At 45.8% G+C, this 517-nt stretch carries 1 pseudogene; it reads right to left on the bottom strand.

Annotated features, from left to right (window positions below):
• Window positions 1-14: 14 nt before the first annotated feature.
• Window positions 15-517, bottom strand: a pseudogene (locus U9S71_RS20915) (IS1595-like element ISBbi1 family transposase); the annotation flags it as partial.

Raw genomic sequence — 517 nt, 5'->3', positions numbered from 1 at the left:
TTCTGATTATCCGTTTATGCACCTGTTATATTCGCAATTACTAGTCTGTCAAAGAGTTTGTCTCCAAAATACCGTCTGTTTAATTTGTAAATAAACTCGTTGAGATACAACTGTAAGTATTTCCTTTTGATTTTATGGTAGTTGCCCAGCAATGTCCGTTTTGCATTACTGATTGCGATATGCACCCATTTGAGTGTTTCCTTGGTGGTTTTGGCGTCTGATTTCTCGGTGACGTGCAATTCCACCAGATCGGAGATGTCAACGTAAGAAGTGCTTTTGTCCGAAAATACGATGGCATCATCCTCCATGCAGTCCCTGACCACGCCGTTGATTCCTTCACTTTGATGGCTATCCAGTACCCTGGCCTTGAAATAACGCACATGCTTCTCCTTTTTGCCCGTTTCGATATCTTCCAACGGGGTGCTTTCGGCCATCACCGCAACGTTCTGCTTTCCCTCGGCTCCCCGGCCACGTGTACCCTTGCCTCGCTCGATTTCCTTACTGGCCACCGAAAAGT

Origin of the sequence: Parapedobacter flavus (assembly GCF_035818675.1) — a bacterium.
GTDB lineage: Bacteria > Bacteroidota > Bacteroidia > Sphingobacteriales > Sphingobacteriaceae > Parapedobacter > Parapedobacter flavus.
This window is presented reverse-complemented; position numbering and strand designations above follow the sequence as displayed.